The sequence below is a fragment of the Gemmata algarum genome (assembly GCF_034097035.1).
GTDB classification, from domain to species: Bacteria; Planctomycetota; Planctomycetia; order Gemmatales; family Gemmataceae; genus Gemmata; species Gemmata algarum.
This window is the reverse complement of record NZ_JAXBLV010000001.1, coordinates 102233-123325: the sequence shown is the minus strand read 5'-3', so window position 1 is coordinate 123325 and position 21093 is coordinate 102233. Positions and strand designations below refer to the sequence as shown.

20 protein-coding genes, 1 tRNA gene and 1 pseudogene are annotated in these 21093 nt (G+C 64.4%); 11 read left to right on the top strand and 11 right to left on the bottom strand.

Translation table 11 applies throughout. From position 1 onward, the window contains the following. The first annotated feature begins 5 nt into the window (after window positions 1-5). On the top strand, window positions 6-473 hold the full coding sequence (locus R5W23_RS00510) for a nucleoside deaminase (RefSeq protein WP_320684632.1): 468 nt from the start codon (window positions 6-8) through the stop codon (window positions 471-473). 33 nt (window positions 474-506) lie between these two features. On the opposite strand, the pseudogene R5W23_RS32530 reads toward R5W23_RS00510, so the two are convergent. Together R5W23_RS32530 and R5W23_RS00505 are read right to left on the bottom strand one after the other, a co-directional pair. Beyond that, a pseudogene (locus tag R5W23_RS32530) lies at window positions 507-575 on the bottom strand (DUF2256 domain-containing protein); the annotation flags it as partial. A 58-nt stretch (window positions 576-633) separates the two neighbouring features. Continuing rightward, complete coding sequence (locus R5W23_RS00505) at window positions 634-2094, bottom strand: cryptochrome/photolyase family protein (protein WP_320684631.1); 1461 nt, start codon at window positions 2092-2094, stop codon at window positions 634-636. Window positions 2095-2988: 894 nt separating this feature from the next. Here R5W23_RS00505 and R5W23_RS00500 point away from each other — a divergent pair. From R5W23_RS00500 to R5W23_RS00485, 4 genes are all read left to right on the top strand, one after another. Then, window positions 2989-3282 (top strand): transposase family protein, encoded by a 294-nt coding sequence (locus R5W23_RS00500; RefSeq protein ID WP_320684630.1) that lies wholly within the window; start codon window positions 2989-2991, stop codon window positions 3280-3282. A 42-nt stretch (window positions 3283-3324) separates the two neighbouring features. After that, window positions 3325-4137: an ISAs1 family transposase gene (locus R5W23_RS00495; protein WP_320684629.1), complete on the top strand. Its 813-nt coding sequence runs from the start codon at window positions 3325-3327 to the stop codon at window positions 4135-4137. Between the two features lie 172 nt (window positions 4138-4309). Continuing rightward, window positions 4310-5254 (top strand): DUF1559 domain-containing protein, encoded by a 945-nt coding sequence (locus tag R5W23_RS00490; protein WP_320684628.1) that lies wholly within the window; start codon window positions 4310-4312, stop codon window positions 5252-5254. 102 nt (window positions 5255-5356) lie between these two features. Beyond that, on the top strand, window positions 5357-5749 hold the full coding sequence (locus R5W23_RS00485; protein WP_320684627.1) for a hypothetical protein: 393 nt from the start codon (window positions 5357-5359) through the stop codon (window positions 5747-5749). A 15-nt stretch (window positions 5750-5764) separates the two neighbouring features. On the opposite strand, the gene R5W23_RS00480 is transcribed toward R5W23_RS00485, so the two are convergent. The 5 genes from R5W23_RS00480 to R5W23_RS00460 form a co-directional block, all read right to left on the bottom strand. Then, complete coding sequence (locus tag R5W23_RS00480; RefSeq protein ID WP_320684626.1) at window positions 5765-6268, bottom strand: hypothetical protein; 504 nt, start codon at window positions 6266-6268, stop codon at window positions 5765-5767. After that, entirely contained in the window at window positions 6199-6582 is a 384-nt protein-coding gene (locus tag R5W23_RS00475; RefSeq protein ID WP_320684625.1) for a hypothetical protein, read from the bottom strand. Before R5W23_RS00475 ends, R5W23_RS00480 begins: the two co-directional genes overlap by 70 nt. After that, window positions 6579-7085 (bottom strand): hypothetical protein, encoded by a 507-nt coding sequence (locus R5W23_RS00470; protein WP_320684624.1) that lies wholly within the window; start codon window positions 7083-7085, stop codon window positions 6579-6581. Before R5W23_RS00470 ends, R5W23_RS00475 begins: the two co-directional genes overlap by 4 nt. Before the next feature lie 155 nt (window positions 7086-7240). Then, a tRNA-Ala gene (locus R5W23_RS00465) sits at window positions 7241-7313 on the bottom strand. A gap of 519 nt (window positions 7314-7832) precedes the next feature. Then, a complete protein-coding gene (locus R5W23_RS00460; protein ID WP_320684623.1) occupies window positions 7833-8387 on the bottom strand; it encodes a hypothetical protein in 555 nt (184 codons plus the stop codon). A 564-nt stretch (window positions 8388-8951) separates the two neighbouring features. Between R5W23_RS00460 and R5W23_RS00455 the strand changes: the two genes are divergently transcribed. Further along, on the top strand, window positions 8952-9419 hold the full coding sequence (locus tag R5W23_RS00455; RefSeq protein ID WP_320684622.1) for a hypothetical protein: 468 nt from the start codon (window positions 8952-8954) through the stop codon (window positions 9417-9419). A gap of 30 nt (window positions 9420-9449) precedes the next feature. Here the strand turns inward: R5W23_RS00455 and R5W23_RS00450 are convergent, their stop codons facing one another. Next, window positions 9450-10253 carry an arginase family protein gene (locus R5W23_RS00450; RefSeq protein ID WP_320684621.1) on the bottom strand — a complete coding sequence of 268 codons (804 nt, stop codon included), beginning with the start codon at window positions 10251-10253 and terminating at the stop codon, window positions 9450-9452. Between the two features lie 83 nt (window positions 10254-10336). Here R5W23_RS00450 and R5W23_RS00445 point away from each other — a divergent pair, with 83 nt between their 5' ends. The 4 genes from R5W23_RS00445 (at window position 10337) to R5W23_RS00430 (ending at window position 15284) form a co-directional block, all read left to right on the top strand. Further along, the gene (locus R5W23_RS00445; RefSeq protein ID WP_320684620.1) at window positions 10337-11878 is read left to right on the top strand and encodes an Hsp70 family protein; all 1542 of its coding nucleotides are present in this window, start codon (window positions 10337-10339) and stop codon (window positions 11876-11878) included. Window positions 11879-11946: 68 nt separating this feature from the next. After that, entirely contained in the window at window positions 11947-12792 is an 846-nt protein-coding gene (locus R5W23_RS00440) for a hypothetical protein (protein ID WP_320684619.1), read from the top strand. Window positions 12793-13438: 646 nt separating this feature from the next. After that, a complete protein-coding gene (locus R5W23_RS00435) occupies window positions 13439-14356 on the top strand; it encodes a hypothetical protein (protein WP_320684618.1) in 918 nt (305 codons plus the stop codon). A 19-nt stretch (window positions 14357-14375) separates the two neighbouring features. Next, window positions 14376-15284 carry a DUF1559 domain-containing protein gene (locus R5W23_RS00430; protein ID WP_320684617.1) on the top strand — a complete coding sequence of 303 codons (909 nt, stop codon included), beginning with the start codon at window positions 14376-14378 and terminating at the stop codon, window positions 15282-15284. Between the two features lie 258 nt (window positions 15285-15542). Here R5W23_RS00430 and R5W23_RS00425 read toward each other — a convergent pair whose 3' ends face one another. Then, window positions 15543-17048: a glucose-6-phosphate isomerase gene (locus tag R5W23_RS00425; RefSeq protein ID WP_320684616.1), complete on the bottom strand. Its 1506-nt coding sequence runs from the start codon at window positions 17046-17048 to the stop codon at window positions 15543-15545. A 128-nt stretch (window positions 17049-17176) separates the two neighbouring features. Here R5W23_RS00425 and R5W23_RS00420 point away from each other — a divergent pair, with 128 nt between their 5' ends. Beyond that, window positions 17177-18382 carry a 2,3-bisphosphoglycerate-independent phosphoglycerate mutase gene (locus tag R5W23_RS00420; protein ID WP_320684615.1) on the top strand — a complete coding sequence of 402 codons (1206 nt, stop codon included), beginning with the start codon at window positions 17177-17179 and terminating at the stop codon, window positions 18380-18382. 172 nt (window positions 18383-18554) lie between these two features. On the opposite strand, the gene R5W23_RS00415 is transcribed toward R5W23_RS00420, so the two are convergent. Then, the gene (locus tag R5W23_RS00415; RefSeq protein ID WP_320684614.1) at window positions 18555-19097 is read right to left on the bottom strand and encodes a hypothetical protein; all 543 of its coding nucleotides are present in this window, start codon (window positions 19095-19097) and stop codon (window positions 18555-18557) included. A gap of 126 nt (window positions 19098-19223) precedes the next feature. Then, complete coding sequence (locus tag R5W23_RS00410; RefSeq protein WP_320684613.1) at window positions 19224-21023, bottom strand: polyprenyl synthetase family protein; 1800 nt, start codon at window positions 21021-21023, stop codon at window positions 19224-19226. Window positions 21024-21093: the final 70 nt, after the last annotated feature.

Here is a 21093-nt window from a genome sequence, read left to right as displayed (position 1 = left end):
CACCGATGCGCGCACCCGATCACGAACGGCACATGCGCCGGGCGATCGAACTGACGGCAAACGCCCCGGAACTGCCGTTCGCGGCGGTGATCGTTCACCGCGGTACCGGGGAAGTGGTCGCCGAGGGCTGGAACAAAACGGCCGACCACCCGCTGCTGCACGGCGAGATCGACGCCATCAACGATCTGATGGGGTCAGCCCCCGCCCTCGACCGGTCCGATCTGATCCTCTATACCACGGCCGAGCCGTGCCCGATGTGTCAGGGGGCAATCCTGTGGAGCGGGATCGGAGCGGTCGCGTTCGGCACCTCGATCCGGTTCCTACTGGACATCGGCTGGCGCCAGATCGACCTCCCCGCGTCCGAAATCGCCCGCCGTGCCCCTGAATGGACGTGCGAGATCGTTGCGGGTGTTCTGGCGAGCGCGTGCGACGAGTTGTTCCTCAATGCCTCGCGAGCCGCTCCGGGGCGATGAGGGACCGGCAGAACCGGGTTTCGCCCGCCGGCACTGCTCCGAGCAGAAGCGGGCCGAGGCCCAATCGTGGACCCAATTCTTCCGCCAGAGGAACGCCCGGCGGTACGTCTCGCATCACTTCTCCGGCAGATCCGTTGTTGGCGTGGTTTTCGGCATCGCTTCACCTGTGCAGCCGGTCCAAAAAGGCCTCGGCCACGCGGTGATGCGCTGTCATCTTCGTGCCGAGCCGGTCCTTCAGTTTCGCGATCATCGCGGTCCGCGGGTTGGCTGCAAAAAAGGCGGCGTTGCGGTCAACAAACCGCCAGTATAACGCGTCCCAGACGCCGCACCACGGCCCCTTCTTAAAGTCGCTCATCTTGAGCACGTAGCTCGACCCGCTCACGTACGGTTTGGTCGTCATCAGCCCGCCGTCGGCGTGCTGGCTCATGCCGTACACGTTCGGCACCATCACCCAGTCATAGGCGTCCACGAACAGCTCCATGAACCACCGGTACACCGCGTCCGGGCTCACGTCGCACAGGAGGAAGAAGTTGCCGAGGACCATCAGCCGCTCGATGTGGTGGCAGTACCCCGTGCGGAGCACCCGGCGGATGACGTGGTCCACCGGGTCGATGCCGGTGGTGCCGGTGTAGAAGGCTGACGGGACGTTGCGGGTGAGCCCCCAGAAGTTCCGGGTCCTCTGCACGCGCCCGCGGGTGAGGTAGACGAGCCGGACGAACTCCCGCCACCCGATCACCTGCCGGACGAACCCCTCGAGCGCGTTCAGCGGAACTTGGCCGGAGCGGGCGACGGCGGCGTCGATCACCTGCCGGGGCGAGAGCAGCCCGGCGTTGAGGGCCGGCGTCAGCACCGAATGAAACAGCACGTCGTGCTCGACGCTAATGGCGTCCTCGTAGTCCCCGAACCGGTCCAGCCGGCGGGCGACGAAGTCGTCGAGCCGCGCGGCGGCGCCGGCGTGGTCGATCGGGTAGCGGAACGGCTCGTCGCCGCCGACGGCGCCCGGGAACCGGTCGCTCACGTACGCACGGGCCTCCCGCACGAACGGGTCCTCGGTCTCGACCGGGGCCGGCGGGACGGCCACGCCCTTCGGGAGCTTCTTTCGATTTTCGGCGTCGAAGCTCCACTTCCCGCCGACCGGCCGGCCGCGGTCCAGAAGGAGGCCGAGGCGCTTCCGCTGTGCCACATAGAAGTCGTGGAAGAACAGCCCCTCCTTGCCCGCGGTGAACCGCTCGATCTCGGCTACAGGCGTCAGAAAGTGCGGGTCGTCGAGCCGGTCAAGGCGTATGCTGCGGGACTGAAGCCCCGCGGTCAGCCGGCGTGTCAGCCAGTCGTCGCACGGGTCCACGACGCGCGCCACCCGGACCCCCCAGCTCGCCAAGCGGTCCGCGACTTCCCCGGAGCCCGACAGCTCGGCGGCCTCGAGGTAGCGGACGCGGGCGCCGGCCGCTTGCAGCCCGGCGGCGTACCGCTTCATGCTCGCACGATGAAGGACCAACTTCTGCCGGTGGAAGCGGTACTGCGCGAAGAAGAGCGGGTCTTCCACAAAGACGACCGTCTCCGCTCCCGCGACCGCCGGATGGTTTGCGAAGAGCTGGTGAGGATAGATGAGGGCGGCTTGCATGAGCGGGTCGAGCGGCCGAGGGAACGCAGTGTGCGGGAGCCGGGTGCCCACACACCATGCCCGGGGTGGGCATTCTCGTATGACCGCAGACGGCCTCCGATATTAACCGGTCCGCCTGTCCGCCGAGCTGTGCTGACACGCGATCCAGTCGCTCTCGCGATGGTCGCGGCCCCCGAGCCGGTCGCCGCGTCACGGCACTCCTGTTTCAATTCTGCGGAGCTGGACTTACCGAGGGTGATGTCCTCGCGTTTGCCATTGGTGCTGATCGTGACGATCGCGTGGATGGACTGCTTGTGATGGAGGTAGGAAGGGAATGCGTCGAGAGAGTAGGGGATGAAATGTACTTTGAAGTTATGTGGAATCTTCCGCATAACTAAGGGGTTTGGTGCCGAAAGCCACAAAGGCTGGCTGTAAACTTAACTACTTCGGATAAAAGGACTTACTTGAGTGGAGTGAAGGAGAGTCGAACTCCCGATCTCTTCGTTGCGAATCAGATGCGCTAAACCCCGAAATGAGCCACGAAACGCTAGGATTTCAAGGGTTTGGTGAATCCAGTTCCGGTTGTATCGACCTCTCGAAACATACGCAAAATTCCCGGGGATTTCACTCATTTCAACGACTAACCACGTCACTGGCGGGCCTGGACGATTGACCACCGGAGTTCCTTGAATTCGCTGAAAAGGTTGGGAGTTGGGCCGTTCGATTTGCGACTTACGACGCCTAACCGACCGGTCTGAATGAGGGTATCCGCCCCCCACGGCCAACGCGCATAGCTGGGGAAGCTGCGGGGACTTGCGCGTCACTGGTCGCCGTTCTACACCTTCGGCAGCAGTTCTCGCCGTGCTCCCGGAGCGTACTTCGGGCGGTGCTGGACGGCCCCATACCCGGTGACACATGCCTGCCAAGCGCGTCACGGTGGAATCGATCGGTTCGTATTTCGAGTCCCTGACCGACCCGCGGCACACGCGCAACCGCCGGCACCAGTTCTTGGACATCGTGGTGATTGCGGTATGTGGCGTGGTGTGCGCGTGCGATCGCCCGACCGCGATCCACCGGTGGGCGGTGGGTCGGGCCGAATGGCTCCGGGGGTTCCTGGAACTACCCAACGGGATCCCGTCCCGGGACTGCATCCGCAACCTGCTCCTGGCGGTCCAACCGGATGCGTTCCAGAGGTGCTTTCAGCAGTAGATCGCCCATGCCCTGGTCGCCGGGGATGGTGCGGCGGCTCGATTGATCGCCATCGACGGCAAGACGGTCCGCCGGTCCCACGACGCGGCACACGGGTTGGGGCCGCTCCACATCGTCAGTGCGTGGGCCACCGAGCGCGGGGTGGCGGTGGGTCAAGTGGCGACCGAGGAGAAGTCCAACGAGATCACCGCCATTCCCGTGCTGCTCCAGCAGTTGGAGTTGAAGAAGGCGGTAGTGACGATCGACGCGATGGGGTGCCAGAAGGACATCGCCCGGGACATCGTGGCCGGTGGCGGGGACTTCGTGATTGCGGTCAAGGACAACCAGCCGAAGCTGGCCGCCGCGATCGCCGCCATCGTCGAGAAGCACCTGGAGGGCGAGTGGCACGCACTCCGGCACCGGAACCACCAGACCGACACCCACGGGCACGGGCGCCGAGACGAGCGGTTCTACTGGGTGGGCCAAGTGCCTCCGGACTTCGCGGCCAAAGGGGAGTGGCCGTGGATTAAGGCCATCGGCACGGCGGTGCGGATCACCACACACGCGGACGGGAGCACCACGGATGAGGTGCGGTACTACATGCTCAGCCGGTTCCTCAGTGGCACCCGGTTCGGTCAAGCGGTTCGCGGGCACTGGGGCATTGAGGCCATGCATTGGGTTCTGGACGTGACGTTCGGAGAGGACCAGACCCGCACACGGCAGCGGATCTTGGCCAACAACTTGAGTTGGCTCCGCCGGTTCGCAATCACCCTGTTGAAGCGCCATCCCGAGAAGGATAGCCTCCGGGGAAAGATGGTCCGATGCTTGATGGATACTGCGTTCCTTGACCAAGTCCTTACTTTACAAGGCAATTAATACGCGCTGGCCGTGGCCGGTGCACCAGCTTCGTGCGTGGATCGCACATGAGCTTTTAGCTTGACAGGACGAATCAGAAACTCGACAGTATTACTTCTCCCGTTTCTTCTCAGCGGTGTTTTCTCCACAAGACATCTGTTTTTATTCGTCTCATTCAGTTCTCGGGGTGCCAATGACAGAAAAGAACTTTCAGAATTATCAGCGTGGTTTCACGCTGATCGAACTGCTTGTTGTGATCGCAATCATTGCGATCCTGATCGGGTTGCTGCTGCCCGCGGTGCAGAAGGTGCGCGAGGCGGCGGCCCGCATGAAGTGCCAGAATAACCTCAAACAGATCGGGCTCGGGCTCCACAACTACCATGATGCGAACGCAGTTCTACCACCGGGCATCAACACGGGCATCCCGGGCGCGCACTTCCCGGATTGGGACCGGCGTGGGTGGGCATTGTTTATTCTTCCGTACATCGAGCAAGACGCGTCCTTTCGGAACCTCGACGCGCGGGCACGGGCTCTCGCGTCGGGCACTGCGAGTGGGCACACGATCGACGGATGGGTCGGGTTCGACATCGCGGTATCGGTCTTTCAGTGCCCGACGGATCCCAACAGCCCGAAGACTCAAACCGTCGCAGGCAACCAGCAGGGGGCCCACGGGAATTATGCCGCGTGTGCCGGTAACACCTACGTCGGTGGCACCGGCGAGAACCTGAACGGGACGTTCTACTCGAAGTCGAAAACCCGCATTGTTGCCGTCACCGATGGAACGAGCAACACGCTGTTCGCAGCGGAGATTTTGGTCGTGAAAGACACCACCCAGCACGATTTGCGGGGCCGGTACAACAACAATATCCACGGTGGAACCATCTTCACTACGTTGAACCCACCGAACACCACTTTAGGTGACCAGATCCAAAGCGGATACTGTGTTCCCGCAACTAAAGCGCCGTGCGCAACGCCCGGCTCAACCACAATTGGCATTTACTCCCGCAGTCTCCACTCAGGGGGTGTTAACGGGCTGCTCGGGGACGGTTCGGTTCGGCTCATTCCGGACGCCGTTGATGCGACTGTGTACCGCGCGCTAGGGTCGGCAGCAGGCGGCGAAACGGCAACTGGCTTCTAACCGTCAGCCACAAACTCACGAAACGCGCGCCGACATGGGCGCGCGTTGCCGTTTTAGGTACTCAAACAATCGGGTGGGCGAATGTTCCGATCGGTGACCGTAATGCTGGCGATTGTGGCTTGTCTAGCCGGATGCGGTGGACCGAGCGTTGTAAAGGTGTCCGGGCGGGTGACACTTGACGGCAAGGGCGTCGAAGACGGCGAAATCGTGCTGGTTCCGACTGATCCCAAGTTGGGGCCGGACGCCGGGAAAATCACGGGCGGGCGATTCGAGCTCATGGCGAAGCCCGGAGCGAAAAAAGTTGAGATACGTGCTAATCGCGAAATCACGGGGAAGAAGGATGGCGCAATGGGAAGTCCATTCAAGACATTCGAGAGCATAATCCCGGATCGGTACAACGACCGTTCGGAACTCACGCTCGACGTCCCGACTACGGACGTGACGGAAAAGCTGTTCGAGCTCAAATCCGAGAAGCGTGGTTCGAAGGCGCCATGAGTGGGCAGAACGTGTTCACCCCGTCTCGCGAGCAATTCGCTTCCGCACAGCGCTCTGCGGGTCCACGTAGATGGTGCGGGCCACCTCCTCGCTGTCGCCAATGACTGCCGCCGCCGCCGAGTTGCTTTCATAGATCCGCATGACCTCGGTAGCACGCGAATGCCGGAGCGGGCGCGGCGTCCACGGCTTCACCCCGGCGCGGCGGCATACGTCCTTGACCCGGTTCCCATAAACAGCACGCTGAATCGGCGTTGGCGGATCGTCACCAACACCCGGGTAGACGAACACGAGCTCGGTGGCCGACTTGCCTTCGAGCAGGGGCACGAGGATCGCTTGCGCCTTCGGGCCGATCCAGTATTCCAGCTCCTGCTCGCGGTGTTCGTTCTTGTGCGTGTCCGGAACGTAGCGCCAAACGTCCTCGGTGCGGTCCAGGTCGCCGGGGCGCATGCTCACGAGGTCTTCCGGTCGGCCACCGAGCCACCAGTGAACCCGCACCAGTGCCTCCAGAATCGCCGGCATTCCTCGTTCTGGTGTAGGTGCGGGAACACGGCTTCGACGTCTTTCCAAGGGGCCGCGGTCTTCTTCGGGTTGTCCTTTGCGACCGTCTTTCCCTTTACGAGCCTGCCGACCGCTTTTAGTTCGTACCAAATGCCTGCGGGTACGAACCTGCGGCTGACGCCCCATCCGAACATCTGCACAATCGAGGTTTGATACCCGTTGATTGTTTTGCGGAGCAGGCCAGCCTCAACCATCGCTTTACGCACTTCACGGAGCTGGTCGGGGCCGAATTCGTCAACCAGAGTGCCACTGTGAGCGTCCATGAGGTATTTCATCGCGCTTCGCTGTGCTGCCAAACCCGACGTGAGTTTCCCGTGTTCCGATACCCGCTTTCGCCGTCGTCACCTGTTTCGCAGTAGTCGAGCCACTGTTCAACTAACTCGCAGACGAGTAACGTTTGCCCGAGCGGAACGGGGGACTTTTTCACGAGCCGGGTGGCCCACTCCAACTGGAACCGCGCGTAGCCTTGTTCTGCCTCTGCGCTGTCGATCTTTCCGAAGTAACGCACGTGACGTTCGCCTCCGCTTTGCCACTCGCAACACGCCCGGTTGGTTGCCTTGTGTTTTTTCAGAACCGGGCAAGGGCGGGTCGGCCCCTTGACGGGCTTTACCTTTGGGCGGAACCGACGGTCGATGGCGACGCCAACGGCGTCTTCAATCGACCACGCGAGCTTTAGTCGGGCGTTGATGGTTTTGACGGGTATGCTGGTTTTCGCGGACAACTGTTTGATGGTGAGCGTTTCACCCCGAGCGGTGTACAGCTTTGGCGGGTTGGGCATGATGCGTCTCGGCTTGTGCTTCCGAGATTACATAGGCATTGCGAGGTCGGGAAGGGGAGTTGCTAACTCCCAACGTTCCGTCAATGACGGGACTTGGTGTTTCTAGGCAGTCGCTATGAAATGACACAACCCCTGGTATTTCCAGGGGTTGAGAGTGGAGTGAAGGAGAGTCGAACTCCCGACCTCTTCGTTGCGAACGAAGCGCTCTACCAACTGAGCTATCACCCCAAGATGTCTGACAGGCACTACCACACGTTTGGTTCGCGCCCGGTTACTCTCGTAATGATAAAGCGCGGATGCACTGCGGCAAGGGGACTTTTGCTACCCCACGTCGGCGGGCTCGTTTCAACTGCTGGTACCCACAGTGTCGCCCGCGCTCACAAACACTGCAACCACCACCACTCCCAGACCAAATGCTTGGAGACAGGAACCGGTGAGACCGATCACGCTCGAGCCACGCGCGTACTCAACTCCCTGCATCCCACCCGCCCGGACTGGCGTCGTCAGGAAGCTGTGGGCCGCAAGACGCAAGCCGTATTACCGCAACCAACAGCACTTCAGCACAGCCGGCTGACGCCAGCATGGCTGGAACGGGGGTGCCGTTGGCCGAAGACGGCCTCAAGAGCCACCCCTGCGCGAAACCGCCCAATCCCGATTACGGGAGAGGGGCTGGAGTCATGTGGGCGAATCGGTCATTGTGGGCGCCCCCGGAGCCGAGTGCCCAGTTCCGGTTGGGTGTGAGCGGCGTCAATCTCCCACACGCACGTTGCGCCCGGCGTGTACCCGGACATGGTCTTCGACCCGCTGCGCCCGACCGCCGTTCGCCGGCACCACCCACACCGCGTACACTCCGGGCGGAACACACATCGCCACCCGGTAATCGGTCGCCGTCTGGACCGAGACGTGGTTCTTCTCACCCGGTCCGGGGTCGAGCGGGGCTGTCAGAACGATCTTCCCCGCCCGAGGGAGGTTGTCCCCGAAGACTTCAACCGTTCCGAACAGGTCCCCGACTTTGAGCTCATGTGTGACACCGGCATTCACTGCCAGAGCGTCGAGCGATTTGACCACCGTGCCGCCCTTGCACCGGACCCACACCTCGAAGGGACCGGTGGAAGGGAGTTGTGTCGGCTTCTCGAAGGCTGTTACTTCGACCTTTTCCCGCTTGCCATTGGTCGTGTGGTAGAGCGTCACCAACTCCACTGCCGGGAACCCACGTTGCGGCACCACCTTCAACAGCCGCTCGGGTTCAGATCCGAAAGCGACGGATACCTGGACCAAAACCAGCAATACAGCCCCGCGCATGATCGGGCCTCGTTGAGACAGCAGACGCCTCTCAGTAACGACGAGAGCGGGTGCAAAAAAGACGTGTCGAGCGGGCACGCAACCCCAACTTCTTCATTGCGGAGTGGCCTTCGCACGGTTAGATTATCCATCAAAGCGAACTGGCTCTTCCCACGGAACGCCCGCATGTCTCCGCCCACCCCTCTTCGTGTCCGCTTTGCGATCGTCGGGATCGGCTCGGCTCTTGCTCTCGCGTTCATGATTTCGCCAGGGAACGCACAGCCTGGGCGTCCCGGAGGCATTACCGGACGGCCGCCGGGCGGTTTCGCCGGGATGCCGGGTGGCGGCATCGCGGGTCGGCCGCCGGGCGGTATCACCGGGATTCATGGGGCGGGTATTAGCGGCATTCACGGGACCGGGATAACTGGTATCAGTGGCATCCACGGGACCGGCATAACCGGTGTCAACGGCCTTCACGGGACTGGGATAACCGGCATCAGTGGTATTGGTGGCTCCGGAATCGGTGGTATTGGTGACCGCTATGCGTGGACGTGCGGGAAGTGCAAAGGGTCACTCGGGACGACCATGACCCCGTTCAACGCAATTGCGGTTTGCCCGCACTGTGGGGTGCGGTTCAACGGCACGACGATCGATCATGGCATCGGCTCAGGCCCGTCCATCGGTGGCGGGTTAGGAATTCCCCCTACCACACCCGCCCCACCGCCGGCGGTACCGCCGGACACATCCGGTCTGAGCCCCCAGGTCGGTGCGGGTGCGCTTCCGACCAACCCGGCGTACAACCCGGCTCCCCTGAGCAGCACGCCGCTCGACCCGCCCTCAACCAGCGCCAGCCCGCCCACGTTCGGCGAAAGCGGAGCATACCCACCTTCAGCAACCGCGGGCGGGCGCGGGAAAACCCTCCGGCTGATCGGTCTCGTGGTCGGCGTGATCCTGCTGGTCGGGTTCCTCGCGGCGCTCGGGGTCGTGGTGTCGAATGCGGCCACCACCAAGCCGATTCGGCGGCGGCCGCGCCGCTTCGACGACGACGATTGACCGGACTCGGGCTCCACGCTGACTGTTCCGTCAGCGTTCCGCGGCGGCGAGGAGCGTGTACTCGACGAGCCAGCCGAGCAGGTTCAGCCCGGTGTCGCGCACGTCGCGCCCGGGATCGAACTCGGACACCGACATCCCGACCACGTTTCCCGACCACACGGCCGCAAATAGTGCCAGGAATGCGGGCGGGAACAAACCGAACGGGAGCGGTTCGGCGACCGCCGGCAGCACCGACGGATCAAACACGTCGCAGTCGAGGTCGATCCAGACCCGTTTCGCTCCCTGGACCTTTTCACGTAAGGCCGAAACCACTCGTGCCACGTCCGCAGCCACCTCCCAGGCCGGATAAACCGTCTCGAAGGTTGCGCTGATTTCGTCCGCCGTCAGGAACAGGTCGCGATGCCCGACGTTCACCAGCCGGGGCCGCGGCGCCTCGAAGTGCGTGAGGAAGTTCCCGTGTGACAGCTCGCTGGTGGTGTCGTGAAACGCGTAAACGTCGAGGTGCGCGTCGAACTGGACGACGAGCGTGTCCGGGCCGAGTTCTTCCAGTGCGGGCAGCGCGGCGAGGTGGTTTCCGCCGAGCCAGAGCGAAAACTCCTTGGCCCGCAGCGCTTGTTTTGCGGCCCGCCGGCCCGTCTTGCGCCAACCCGCGACGGCGTCCACTGTGTCGAAGGCGAACTCTTGGACCCGCACGTTACCGCGGAGCACGTCGGCGCGGCACGGGCGCGTTTCGGCCTCCGTGTCGTCCAGGATCTCGTTCACCGTATCCCCCAGCAGTTTGGCCCCGGCGCCGGTGCCGGCACTGCCGAACAGGTCGAACGGAAACACGGTCACCGCGCTGCGCATCGTGTCACGCGAGAGGAAGTTGCGTTAGAATTAAGGTGCTTGTGCCCAGTCACGCACCCGACGGCTAGCCTATGTCCCTGATCGGCATCGACCTCGGAACTACCTACTGCGCCGTCGCGTCCCTGGACGATCGCGGGCGCCCGTTCGCCGTACCCAATGCCGACGGCGAGGTGCTCACCCCGTCGGCCGTTTATCTCGCGCCGGACGGCTCCGCGGTGGTCGGCGCCGCCGCGCTCGATATGGCCCTGGAGCAGCCCGGGCGAGTGGCGACGCTGGTGAAGCGCCGGATGGGGCGCCCGGACTTCGGAGCGCCCGTGGCGGGGCGCGAGTTCCGGCCCGAAACGCTGTCTGCGGTGATTCTCAAGAAGCTCGCTCAGGACGCGGCGGCACAACTGGGGCCGATCAGCGGGTGTGTCATTACGGTGCCGGCGTACTTCGACGACACCCGGCGCCAGGCGACAATGGACGCCGGGCGCGTCGCCGGGCTGAACGTGATCGACATCATCGACGAGCCGTCGGCCGCGGCCCTCGCGTACTCGGTGGAGGGCGGGGGGCGCAAGGGCCCTCACGCTCCGGCCGAGGCGGAAACGGTGCTGGTGTACGACCTCGGCGGCGGCACGTTCGACGTGACGCTGGTGAAGCTCGCGAAAAAACGGTTCCAGGTGCTGGCGATCGAGGGCGACGTGCGGCTCGGCGGGCGCGACTGGGACGAACGGCTGGTGAACTGGGCGGCCGACAAGTTCGTGCAGCAGTGCCACGAGGATCCGCGCGGCGACCCGCAGACGGTGGCCCACCTGTACGCGACCGCCGAGCGCGCGAAGCGCACGCTGAGCAAGGTCGAACAGACCAGCTTTACCGTCTCTCACGGCGGCTACAAGTTTACGTTCCCGCTGTCGCGGGCCGAGTTCGAGGCCGCGACCCGCGACCTGCTCGTGCGGACCCGGCTCACGACGCAGGCGGTTCTCAAGCAAGCGAACCGGACCTGGGGCGACGTGAGCAAGGTTCTGCTGGTGGGCGGGAGCACTCACATGCCGGCGTGCGGCCGGATGCTGGCGGAACTGACCGGCATGGAGCCCGACCGGGGGCTGGCGGTGAGCGAGGTCGTTGCCCGCGGCGCCGCGGTTCATGCCGGTATCGCGGCCTCGAAGCCCGGGACCGGTCCCGCGCCCGAATACCGAGACCTGGCGGACGTGGTGGAGGTCAGCGTGAACGCGCACAGCCTCGGGGTGGAAGCCCGGGTCGGCGCGGAGCGGGTGAACGACAAGCTGATCCCGAAAAACACGCAACTCCCGGTATCGGTGAGTCGGGTCTACTTCACCGTGGCGCCCAACCAGACGCGGGTCCGGGTGCGCGTCCTGCAAGGCGAAGCGCAGCAAGCGGAAGCGTGCATCCCGGTGGGCGAGTGCTGGATCGACGGCCTCCCGCCCGACCTGCCGAAAGGCTCTCCGGTGCGGGTCACCTGCGGCGTGGCCGCGAACGGGCGGATCGAAGTGACCGCAACCGACGAAACCAGCGGGCGCGCGGTCACTGCGGCGATTCACCGGCCCGGCGGGCTGTCGGACGACGACCTGGCCCGCGCGCGGGAGTGGGTCGGGGCGCTACGGGTTCAGTGAGTATTGAGTCGTCCGGACCGTGCGGCAACCGCTCTCAGCTCCACCATCATCAAAGGTGGTTCAGTCCCATGTCCCCTCTCACGGACCTCGGCCGCAAGCCGGGCCATGTTGTTTCCGACGAACACCACGCCCGGTGGTTCGCGGATGTCGCCGCGCGCCTGTTGAACCAGTGCGACTTCGTGGTTGCGGGCGCGCGGTATCGGTTCGCGGAACTCGAAGTGTACTACTCCGGCGGCGCGCACCCCGACCTGTTCGCCCACCGCGACCCGGTTCAGCTCGAAGACGGGCGGTGGTACTTCCACCGGACCCGCGGCGAGTACCGCGGCGGGTCGTTCAAGGGTCTGGACCTCGCGCTCGGAGACGGCTCGGCGTACTTCGGCATTCTCATCCGCACCGTCGTCAAGCCGGACGGCACCCTGCTCGACGGGCCGTGCGTGATGGTCGATCACCTCCTCGCACAAACGAACGCTGTGAGCGTCGCCGCGCTCGACGGGCTCATCAACGGGCGCGCGATCTGGGACCCGACTTCGCCGGTTCACATCGCCGAAGCGGCCACGACCCGGGCCGCCGCGGTGCTCGCCTGTTCGCGCGTCGGGTTGTCGTTGAAGAAGGCGAAGGGAAGGCCCGATGCGCCGCGGTTCGTGGGCCGAGCGTACCGGTTTCTCACGGAACCGCAGGCGATCTCGAAGGGCCGCCCGCACCTGATCCTCGCGCTGCACCGCGCCGGACACGACACCGACTCGATCCACGCGATTACCGGCGTGGCGAAGAAGACCATCGACCGCTACGTCGTGGACTTCAGGTCGGGTACGCAGGCGGCGGGCTTCGAGGAATACATCGGCAAAGACCTCGGAACGGCCGACCTGTGCAAACTTCTCGGGACGTGGCACGCGAAACATGGGATGGGGCGATAAGCGGCTGTGGTTTACACATGTCACGCAACTGGTCACCAGATTTTTTGTTTACTCCTTGACCGCAGAAGTGCGATACGGATATCCTATCGGGAGAAGTGATTGGTTGGTCTGATTGTATTGTTTTTATGACAATGAAAATTGCGATTGTACGGGTAGTAATAGGCGTATTCTTGCTAGCAACGGCCGGGCTGTAGTTGTACGGGCTCGGGGCGGCGGGCTGCCGCGGGTCGGGTGGTTCGCTCAGCCGTGGGTGCAGTTGCTGGCGGCCGAATGGGAGTTGGTGCTCAGGGAAGTGCCCAAACTGCGTGTGCCACATCTACAAATGGGCTTCTCGATCAACGCCGACAACTGCGAGTGCCAAGTGGTCGTCCCCGCGCCTGCGCCCAGTGCAGATTAATTTGCCATTTGTAAGGCTCTGTCTGAGCCCATGACTGATTCATGCTCGCTACCGGGCAAACGGTGCCTGCCGGTCCGCTGCTTCTGTGGCGGACTCGGCTGGTGTCCGCGTCTCTGTTCACGCCTTCCCTCGAACCCAAGGCTCGTTTCTGTGTGCCGTCGCATTGTGTGGGTTCTCGTTGTGGTCGCCGTTCTGAGTTCGTACCCACTGGGTGCGACGGCTCAACCGCCTGCGCCTTCGCTCCAGGAGGTGGCGGCGGCGGTCACCGAAAAGAGCCGCGAGTATATCGCCGCCGCTTCACGCTATCAGCCCGAGGAGCGCGGCGAAACTTGGATCTCCTCGGCACCCGGCGAGAAATCGCCCTCGCTCGTGCGTGGGCGACACCGGGGCTCCTCTGGGCTCATGGTCGTGACATCTGGGGTGGGTAAGGACGAAGACGGACGAGTGACGGGGATTAACTCTAAATACTCGTTCGAACTCAAGCGGTCCGCCGGACGGCCGTGGGTTCTCGCCGATTACCAACCCGTCGGCGCCGAGCCCAAGGAGGTCTTTCCTCTGCTCGGCACCGCCGATCCGATCACACGGGGGATCGCGCCGTATTGGCTCGAAGAGGGGTACTGGCTGCCGGACGTGTTGAACGGGAACGGCAAGTCGGTGCAAATCGGTCGCATCTCGCGCGAGGTGAGAGACGGGGCGGCTGTCGTGCGGGTGGCATACGAATTCGTTGATCGAAACTCACCGAGCATCACGTTTAAAGGGCGCGTCGACCTGCTCCCGGACCGGTTCTGGGTCGTTGCCGGGTGGGAGAGCGAACGCATACTTAATGGTGTTCCACGGCGCACCGTTCTTGAACGGGAGTTCGTAGACCAGGACGGCGTCCCGTTCGTCCGCCGCGACCGGCGCTTGGTGACGGCGCCCCACCGCCCGGACGCCGCGAGCCGAGAAAGTGTTGCAGTTTATCACTGGTCAAAGGATCAGCCCGACGAGTCCGAGTTTAGCCTCACGGCCTTCGGGTTCCCGGAACCGGAGGGCGTGGCTTGGGAAAAGCGGACCCCCAACTACGTCTGGGCGCTCACCGCTACCGGCGTTTTCGTAGCCCTGGCGGCGGTGTTTCGGGTACTGATGGTTCGTCGCGCTCGCACATCCGGCGCGGCGCGCCATTCCTGATGTCACGGTAGGTGGACCGATGGGCCAGAAAGATGAACGCCGGTTCGCCTTCACTCTCATCGAACTGCTTGTCGTCATTGGGATCATCTCGATCTTGATGGGCTTGCTCTTGTCCGCGGTGCAAAAGGTCCGCGCGGCTGCCGCCCGGACCCAGTGCCAGAACACCGCGAAACAACTCGGGCTCGCGTTGCATCTTTATCACGACACCCGCCACACGCTGCCGCCCGGGCACCGCTCGCCGACGCACCCGGAGCGGATGCCGTATTCGGGCTGGTGCGTGTCGGCGCTGCCTTACCTAGAACAGACTGCCCTCGCCTCCCGTGCCGAAGCGTCGTATCGCACCCGACCCAGCCCCTTTTACCCGCCACACACCGACCTTAATACCGTAGTGCCCGCTTTCTTGTGTCCGGCCGACTCTCGCACGCTGACCGCGCAGACATCGATGGTCACGAAAAATGTGGTGGCGTTCACCGCGTACTTGGGGGTTGCGGGGCGTGACGCGTCCGTCACGCGCGACGGTGTACTGTACCAACAAGACTCTGCAATACGGTTCGGAGACATCACCGACGGGACCAGCAACACACTTCTCCTAGGGGAGCGTCCGCCGAGCGCGGACTTCCAGTACGGATGGTGGTACGCGGGTGTCGGGCAGCAACTAACCGGCTCAGCGGACATGGTGCTCGGCGTGCGCGAACCGAACCTGCAAACGATTACCGAGGGGGCGGCTTGTGGACCGGGTCGGTACTCGTTCCGCGCCGCAGCCGGGTTCAACGACCAGTGCGGCATGTTTCACTACTGGTCGCCGCACCCGGGCGGGGCGAACTTCGTTTTCGCCGACGGGGGCGTGCGGTTCCTGCAATATTCTGCGGACGCCGTACTGCTGGGACTGGCGTCGCGGAGTGGAGCCGAAACTGTGGTGCCGGAGTAGTGGGAGCAGGTCAAGAAGCCGCTTCGTAACCACCGTGTTGCGGCGCGGGCGAGCGGTACGGGCTGAAAACCCCGATGCGTGTCTCGCGAGTCGAGGAAGATATTTAGTTAATTTGGTTGTTTATTCATTTGTTAATGTGAGGCCTGGCGAATCTCTCCCTTCGGCATGTCCGATGTGCTGTGCAGTAGGTGGAGCTAATGGGCCGCACGGAGTTGGAGGGGCGAAGCCCGCTTCGTGCGGCCCGACGACCGCAGAGCATCACACGCCCTTCGTCGCGTCCCGCACCTCACCCTTCGGCAGGTTCGGCGTGCTCTTCAGCTGGCGCAACAGGTGGGCCTTATACACCTCCACGCCGGGCTGGCCGTAGGGGTTGGTCCCGGCGAGACGACCCTCGACCACGGTCGCGAGCATCATCATCTGGAGCAACTGGCCGATGGTGTGTTCGGAAATCATCGGCAGGGTGATGTCGGCCCCGGGGCGCGCGGACTCCAGGTACGCGTCGGCGGTACCTTTTACCGCGGACTCGAGGATGTCGGGCAGCCCTTTGCGACTGAACTGGTTCAGATCGTCCTCGTTCCGGTCGGACATCCCCACCATGACCGCCGGGTGCTTCACCTGCTGCACCACGAGGTTGTTGATCAGTTTGTCGCGGGTGCCGTCCTGGTGCTGCTGCCCGCGGGCGTACAGGTCGCGCGGGCCGACCATCGTCACCGGCGTGGGGCCGCGGCCGTTCTTGCCCAGTGATTCGCTCAGGAGGGCGTCGTACCACCAGCCGACGGCCTCCAGCTTGCGCGACCAGGCGGCGGTCACCCGCGTCGCCTTGCCGCGCTCGGTCATCAGGTGGTTCACCGCGGCGAACTGGAGCACCGGGTTGCGGTCGAAGGGCTCCTCAATGAAGCGCCGGGTCATCGTGGCGGCGCCGAGCAGCATCGCCCGCACGTCGAGCCCCATCACCGCCGCCGGCAGCAGGCCCGCCGGGCCGAACACCCCGAACCGCGGGTTCACATCGTCCGAGGCGGTCAGAATGTCGTCGTCGGTGAAACCGTCCGCCCGGCACAGGTCGCGGAGCCGGCTCTTGGGGCTCGCGATCGGGACAATGGCCCGGCGGAGCGTGTCCGACTTGGGGCCGTAGAACTTCGCCGCCTCGCCCCGGACCGCTCGGTACGTGGCCGCGGTTTCCAGCGCGCCGCCGGAGTCGGAAACGATGACCCCCCAGCGCTCCTCAATGAGTTCGGGGTCGACGCAGGCGTTTTCCAGTAACTCGAACAGCTCTTGCAGCGAGTCGTTGTCGAGGTCGTGGCCTTCGAAGTAGATGCGCGGCTTGCCCATCCGCAACTTGGCCGGCAGCTCGTTGTGGTGGGCGTGAACCAGCGCCTGGAAAATGGCTTTCGGCGCGGAGTGGCTGCCGCCGGCGCCCACCACGACCACGCGGTCCACAGTGTCGCGGAGCCGCTGGGCGTGGCGCAGCACCTTGCCGAGGTCGCTGAGGTCCTGCTTGCGCTTGTAGCCGTCGAGCATCTTCTGCGGGAGGTCGATGAACCCGGGCTGGAGTGGGCGCATCCTGGGCGGCGGGTTCTGCAACTCCCGCTCGGCAACGACCTGGCCCCGCACGGACGTGACCCACTGCTTCACCTCGTCCACCTTTTCGGGCGGGAGGAAGTGCTGCTGTTGCAGTTCGGCGAGTGGGGTCCAGGTCTCGTGCAGCGTGGCGAGGAGCCGGGAGAACTGGTACTCGATGTTCTCGTCGGGCAGTTGCAGGGGCATCGGATGGTCCTGGGTCGTTCGCCGGCTGCGCCCCCCGCGAGCCCACGACGGGCAACCGACGCGAGCGCAACGACTAGCGGCCTTCGCCCTACTGTACTTCATTAATCGCGGGCCGTAAACTCTTCGGCATGAACATACACGAACTCATTCGCGACCTGCGCGAACCGGCCAAGACTAAAATCGTCCTGCTCGTCGCAGACGGGCTCGGGGGCCTGCCGCTCGAACCGGGCGGGCTGACCGAACTCGAGACCGCCCGCACGCCGAACCTGGACGCGTGCGCCAAGGCCGGGGTGACGGGGTTGAGCACCCCCGTGCTGCCGGGCATCACGCCCGGGAGCGGCCCCGGCCACCTCGGGCTGTTCGGCTACGACCCGCTGGAGTACCAGATCGGCCGCGGCATCCTGGAAGCGCTCGGGATTAACTTCCAGGTCACGGCCCGCGATGTCGCCATTCGCGGCAACTTCTGCACCCTCGGCGCGGACGGCAAAATCACCGACCGCCGCGCAGGGCGCCCGACGAACGAGAAGAACAAGGCCGCCGTCGAGAAGCTCCGGACGATCACGATTCCGGGCGTGGAGCTGTTCGTCGAACCGGTGAAGGAGCACCGGTTCGTTCTGGTGATCCGCGGCGACGGCCTGGGCGACAAGGTGAACGACACCGACCCGCAAGCCGTCGGCGTGGCCCCCCTCAAAGCCGAAGGCGCGGACGAGCCGTCGAAGCGCACCGCGGAGGTGGTCAACCAGTTCATCGCCGCGGCGGTGAAGGTGCTCGCCGGCGAAGGCGCGATCAACGGCGCGACCCTGCGCGGGTTCGCGACCTACCCCAAGATCGCGACGTTCCACGATGTTTACGGGCTGAAGGCGGCGGCCATTGCGGTCTACCCGATGTATAAGGGTCTGGCCCGGCTCGTCGGGATGGACATTCTCGACCCCGGCCAGACCCTTCAGGGGCAGGTCGACACCCTTTCTAAGGTATGGAACGACTACGACTTCTTCTTCCTGCACTACAAGTACACGGACAGCACCGGCGAGGACGGGAACTTCGCGGCGAAGGTGCAGATGATCGAACAACTGGATGCGGTGATCCCGGAGATTCAGAAGCTGAAGCCGGACGTGTTCATCGTGACCGGGGACCACAGCACCCCGAGCAAGATGAAATCGCACTCGTGGCACCCGGTGCCGACGCTCCTCTGCGCCGACATGTGCCGCACCGACGAAGTGGCCGAGTTCAGTGAGAAGGCGTGTTTACGCGGCGGGCTGGGGCAGTTCCAGGCAATGCACCTGATGCTTCTGGCAATGGCCCATGCCGGGCGCCTCGGAAAGTATGGGGCGTGATTGAACGACGGGCGTGCGGGCCGGGCCGAAGCATCTTGTGTTTCAGCACGGCCCGCACGCCCGTCGTTGTTTCGTGTTTGGGTTCGTCAGGTGTGAAACCACCTCCCGTCCCCTCTCTCAGCGAGGGGACGGCATTTCCGAAACGCCATAACGAACGGCTCGGCACGCGGCGTCACTCGCCCACAGGCGCGAGTATCTCCAACACTTCCACCGCGGGCCGCGTGCCGGTGTAGATGACACCGATGCGACCGTAGGTCTCCGTTCCCGGGGCGACACGAAACCACTCCGCCATTGCGGGAGCGAGCGTCGCGCGTAGGAACGTCAGCGGCTCGATGCGGCGCAGCATGTTGTGCTGGATCAGCACCCGCCCGAGCGGCGTTTTGCCTTCCACAATCGCCGCGCGAACCGGTTCAGGGCAAACGCCAAGATTGATCCGCACCAGCCCGAACTGCACGACCCGCCGGTCGCTGTCTTTGAGGGCGAGTAAGATTTTGCGGGCGTACTCGTCGCCCCCGCGCCGGCATGCCAGGACTTTCACGTCAACCGCCGAGCCGTAAAACTGCTCGACCGCAACGGTCATGTGGTGCGTGTGAACCAAGAGCGAACGGTACGGTTCCGGAACCTCATCGGCGGGCACCTCGACAGCTTCCGGGCGGTCCGGCGAGTCCGGGAACAGTTGATACAGGTGCTCGAACGTGGGGGCAGTGGTCAGCAACGTGTTGGCCCCTTGCGTGAAAGCGGCGTGGCAGGAGCGGAGAGGCGGGGGAGAATACCGGCACGGGCGCGGGGGCTTTCAGACAGTCCGGCGTCCGCGGGTCATGACCCGTGGACGCCGAGGCGCTTACTTTCCGAGCTGCACGAACTGCGTTACGCCCTGCTGCGGGAGGGTCGGCTTCTCAAGAACGCTGTCCACGAGGTAGTAGAGCAGTTCGCGGAACTCGGTGGGTTCAACCTCGTCGGCCAGCGATTCGGCTTTCGCGCGGAACTTGTCCACCAGCTTGTCGGCTTTCTCGAACACCTTCGCGGCGAAGTACAACCGCCGCACCCGGGCCACGATCTCTTCGGGGTTCGCGGCGGTCGTGCGCGATTGCGCAATCAGGTGCAGCAGCTCCTCACGCTGGGCCGGCGTCGAGCCTTCCAGCGCCAGAGCGAGCAGGAGGGTCGGCCGGGCGGCCAGAACGTCCTGCCCCGAGACGAGTTTGTTGTCCTCGTCGCCGGTCCAGTCCTTGATGTCGTTCAGGATCTGGAACGCGACGCCGACGTTCCGGCTGAAATCGGCGATCAGCTTTTCATAGGCCGTTGCCTCACCGGCGAGGCGAACACCGGTGTAGAGCGCGGCCTCGAACGCGGGTGAGGTTTTGAGCGCGTAGATTTTAAGAGCATCGAGGGTGGTGAGCGCCTTGTCCTTCGCTTCCCGCCACAACAGCTCCGCGCCTTGCCCTTCGGACAGTTTGATGTGCGCGTCGGCGAGCTTGTCGAGGACATCGGCCGCGACTTCGGCCCCGAGCGCCTTGCGGTCGCGGGACACGCACTTGTAACCGAGGCCGATCAGGTAGTCGCCGACATTAATCGCCGTACCGACGCCGTATGTCCGGTGCAGTGTTTCCGCCCCGTACCGGTAGGCGTCGTCGTCCTCGATGTCGTCGTGAACCAGGCTCGCTTTGTGGAAGGCTTCAATGGCGATCGCGGCCCGCTTGACGTGATCCGGCAACTCCCAGCCGCTATCGGCGAGCGTCGCCGGCGCGCCCTTCAGCGCGTCATAAGCGGCGAGCGTAATGAACGGGCGGGAGCGCTTCCCGCCGCGGGCCAGGAAGTCGTAGGCGATGGCCTCGTGCTTGCGGAGCGGGTCCTGTTCCGGTGACCCGGCCCGCGCTTTCGGAACCAGTCGGGGCAACTCGGGCTCCTCGAACAGCCCGTTCGCCGCCCGCATCAGGTGGACGTAAGTTTTGGTCTTCGCGCCTTCGGCCGGCTTGTGGAGGCCGATCGACTCGAACACCCAGTCGTTATCGACCGACGTGTTCTTGCAGTTGCTCGACAGCAGCGGGGTGGCGATGCACGGGATGCCCGCCAGCAGCACCTTGTCGAACGCCTTCTCCAGCACGTTCAGGCACGCGACCCCGACGATGGCATCGACGTGCCCGCTCACGATGATCTTCAGCACGATCGGCGTGCCTTCGCTCACCAGCACCTTGTAGCCGAGTTCTTCGGCCTTGGTGCGGAAGTCGCCGACCTCGCACGCCCCGCACTTCTTGCAGTCCAGCCCGAGTTCGTCGTACTCGGCCGGGCACCCCTCCGCGTTCTTGAGGCAGTGGGGGAGCAGCATCAGCCGGCGGTGGAACGGGATCGCCGCGACCTGGTCGCGCCAGAACTCGTTGGTCAGCATCACCATTGTGAAGCCGAGACACGATTCGCCCAGCCCGAGCGTTTTGAGCACGGACTCGGCCATTTCTTTGGCCGAGTCGCGCGTCAGCGGCTTGGACTTGTCCACCGACTTGCAGAACCGCTCGACCTCGGCGCGGATGCGGTCGCGCACGGCGCGGTCCTGCGGCACTTCTTTGAACGCGGCGGAGTTCAGCTTCGGCGGCTTGGCCGGCGCGCGTTCCGTTGCGGCTTCCGAAAGGGCTTCGGCGACAGTCGTCACGGGTCGGTCCTTGGCAACGGCTGGTGAATGCGAAGCTCGCGCCCCGCGCGGGCTTGGGAGAGGATACGGG